This is a genomic window from Spirillospora sp. NPDC049652 (genome assembly GCF_040675125.1).
In the GTDB taxonomy this organism is placed as follows: domain Bacteria; phylum Actinomycetota; class Actinomycetes; order Streptosporangiales; family Streptosporangiaceae; genus Spirillospora.
In genome coordinates this window covers 1-3,089 of the sequence record NZ_JBFAOF010000866.1, presented here as the reverse complement: position 1 = coordinate 3,089, position 3,089 = coordinate 1, and the positions used below count along the sequence as shown (strand labels likewise).

At 76.2% G+C, this 3,089-nt stretch carries 3 protein-coding genes; 2 read left to right on the top strand and 1 reads right to left on the bottom strand.

Going from position 1 to position 3,089, the window contains the following annotated elements:
- Together AB0J52_RS34020 and AB0J52_RS34015 are read left to right on the top strand one after the other, a co-directional pair.
- Positions 1-790: FAD-binding oxidoreductase (locus AB0J52_RS34020; protein ID WP_500186996.1), on the top strand; the 790-nt coding region annotated here is incomplete at its 5' end.
- A 93-nt stretch (positions 791-883) separates the two neighbouring features.
- Positions 884-2,059, top strand: coding sequence for an NAD(P)/FAD-dependent oxidoreductase (locus tag AB0J52_RS34015; protein ID WP_500186994.1), 1,176 nt, complete (start codon positions 884-886; stop codon positions 2,057-2,059).
- 33 nt (positions 2,060-2,092) lie between these two features.
- Here AB0J52_RS34015 and AB0J52_RS34010 read toward each other — a convergent pair.
- On the bottom strand, positions 2,093-3,089 hold a 997-nt coding region (locus tag AB0J52_RS34010), incomplete at its 5' end, for an MFS transporter (protein WP_500186993.1).

The following is a 3,089-nucleotide window of genomic DNA, read 5'->3' as shown; positions in this document are numbered from 1 at the left end:
GTCCGACCCCGACCTGTTCTGGGCGCTGCGCGGCGGCGGCGGTGACCTCGCCGTCGTCACCGCCGTCGAGTTCGACCTGCACCCCGCGCCGGAGCTGTACGGCGGCCGGATGCTGTGGCCCGCCGACCGGGCCCGCGCCGTCCTGGACGCCTACCGGGAGGTCGTCGGCGCCGCGCCGGACGAGCTGACCGCCTGGTTCGAGCTGCTGCACTTCCCCGGGGCCGCGCCGCTGGCCGCGGTGGACGCGACGTTCCTCGGCGCGGGCGGCGACGGCGAGGCGCTGCTGCGTCCGCTGGAGAAGGTCGCCGGGATGGTCTCCGACTCGCGCGGCACGCTCCCGGTCGCGGGTCTCGGCTCGATCACCGCCGAACCGACCGACCCGGGCCCCGGCCGGTCCCGCGCCGAGCTGCTCACCGGCCTCACCGACGAGGTCGCGGCCGTGCTGCTGGACCGTCCGATCGCGCCGCTGCTCAGCGTCCAGGTGCGGCATCTCGGCGGCGCGCTGGCGCGGCCGTCCGACTCGGCCGCCGGGAGCCTGGACGAGCCGTTCGCCCTGTACATGTTCGGCATTCCCGGCGAGGACGGCGGCGCGGCGGTCGGCGAGCGGCAGCGCGAGATCGCGGACGCGCTCATCCCGCACACCACCGGGCGCAAGCCGTTCACCCTGTTGGCTCCGGGCGACCGTGCCGCGAGCGCGTTCACTCCGGAGGCCCTCGACCGGCTGCGCGCGCTGAAGCGCCGCCGGGACCCGCACGGCGTGCTCCGCAGCAACTTCCCGGTGCTCGGCTGACTCCGGCCGCGCGGTGTGACGCAGGACACCTATTCTACCCCTACCCCCTATAGGTATCCTTCGTGCGGTCACCGAGCCGTAAGGGAGCATTCAGTGGGTACTCAGGAGCGCATCGTCGTGGTCGGCGCGTCGCTGGCGGGGCTGCGCGCCGCCGCGACCCTGCGCGAGGAGGGGTTCGCGGGCGCGCTCACCCTCGTCGGGGCCGAGCCGCACCGGCCGTACAACCGGCCGCCGCTGTCCAAGAGCGTGCTGGCCGGGGACGACGACGTCACCCTGCCCGGCGCCGACGAGGTCGAGGCGGACTGGCTGTGCGGGCGCGCCGCCGCCCGGCTCGACACCGCCGCGCGGACCGTCACGCTGGACGACGGCGCCGAACTCCCCTACGACGGCCTGGTCATCACCACCGGAGCCCGGCCGCGCCGGCTGCCCGAGGAGCAGATGGAGCTCGCCGGGGTGCACGTGCTCCGCACCCTCGACCACGCGCTGGAGCTGCGCAAGGCGCTGGCCGACGTCCAGGGCCGCGTCGTCGTCATCGGCGGCGGGTTCATCGGCGGCGAGGTCGCCTCGACCGCCCGCGCGGCGGGCCACGAGGTCACCGTCATCGACGCGGCCGAGCCCATGACCCGCGTCCTCGGCCGGACGGTCGGCTCCTGGCTGGCCGGGCACCACCGGGCCAACGGCGTCGAGCTCCTCACCAACACCCGCGTCGCGGAGCTGGTCGGCGAGGCGGGCCGCGTCACCGGCGTCCGGCTGGAGGACTCCCGGACCGTCCCCGCCGACCTGGTCGTGCTCGGCGCGGGCGTCGTCCCGAACACCGAGTGGCTGGAGGGCAGCGGCGTCCACGTGGACGACGGCGTCGTGACCGACAGCCGCCTGTTCGCGCGGGGGCACGCCGACATCGTCGCCGCCGGGGACGTGGCGCGCTGGCCGCACACCCTGTTCGGGCACGAGACCGTCCGGATCGAGCACTGGGCGAACGCCAACGAGCAGGGCGCGGCCGCCGCGCGGAACCTGCTGCGCGGGCCGTCCGAGGCCGTCCCGTTCAGCGGGGTCCCGGCGCTCGGGACGCGCGTCCACGGCACCCGGATCCAGTACGCGGGCCTCCCGCACCTCGCCGACGCGAACACCGTGGTCACCGGCGCTCCGGAGGACGGCAAGTTCGCCGTCGCCTTCACCCGCGAGGGCGTGCTGGTGGGCGCGGCGACCGTGAACTTCCCGAAGGAGCTGACCCGGCTCCGCAAGGCGATCGAGGCCCGCGAGTCCCTCTGACCCGCGAGCCCCGTCCGCCGTCGCGTTCCCGCCTCAGCAGCTCTCGGCCGGGACGGCGGCCGGTTCGGACACCGCAGGCGCGGCGACGGCGGCGTCCCGGCGGGGCCGGGCCAGCGCCGAGTGGACGACCACCGCGCCGACCGCGCTGACGGCGGCGAGCCCCCAGAGGGCGAGGTGGAGGGCATGAGTGAAGGCGGCGGCGAGCTGGACGCGGTCGCCGCCGCCCACCTCCCCGGCGGCGACCCGCGCGGCCAGCGCGTGCGACGGCACCCGGGTGCCGACCAGGCTGACCAGGACGGCCCCGAAGACCGCGATCACGATGGCCTCACTGCCGAGCCGCATGGTGTTGAGGAACCCGGCGGCCATCCCCGCGCGGTCGGGGGCGACCAGGCTCATCGCGAGCCCGTCGTTGACGCCGAACGACACCCCCGCGCCGAGCCCGGCCAGCAGCAGCGGCGGCGCGATCACCCAGGTGGACGAGCCGGGCTCGATGACCGTGAGCCAGCCGTCCCCGGCGGCGAACAGCAGCAGCGACAGGGTGATCAGCGCGCGCGGGGGCACGCCGCGCGTCACCAGCGCCCCGGCGAGCGGCGGCGCGGCGAGGACGGGCCCGGTGAGCAGCAGCATCACCGTCCCGGCGCGGGCGGCGGACATGCCGCCCGCGCCGACCAAGTACGTGGGCAGGTAGGTCAGCAGCGTCACGAACCCGAACGTGGTGACGACCGGGACGAGGCAGAGCGCGAAGAACCGGCGGTCCCGGACGAGGGACAGGTCGAGCAGCGGGGCCTTCCCGCGCGCCTGCGTCCGGGTGAAGACCGCGAGCAGGACGACACCGCCGCCGAGCAGCCCCAGCACCGCCGGACCCGTCCAGCCCCACTGCGGCCCCTGCACCGCGCCCAGCACCAGGGCGCCGAGCGCGGCGACGAACAGCAGCGCGCCCGTCACGTCCATCCGGGGACGCTCGGCCGCGCGCGTCTCCGCCAGGAAACCCGCGCCGCTCAGCGCCGCCAGCAGCACCACGGCGAACGGG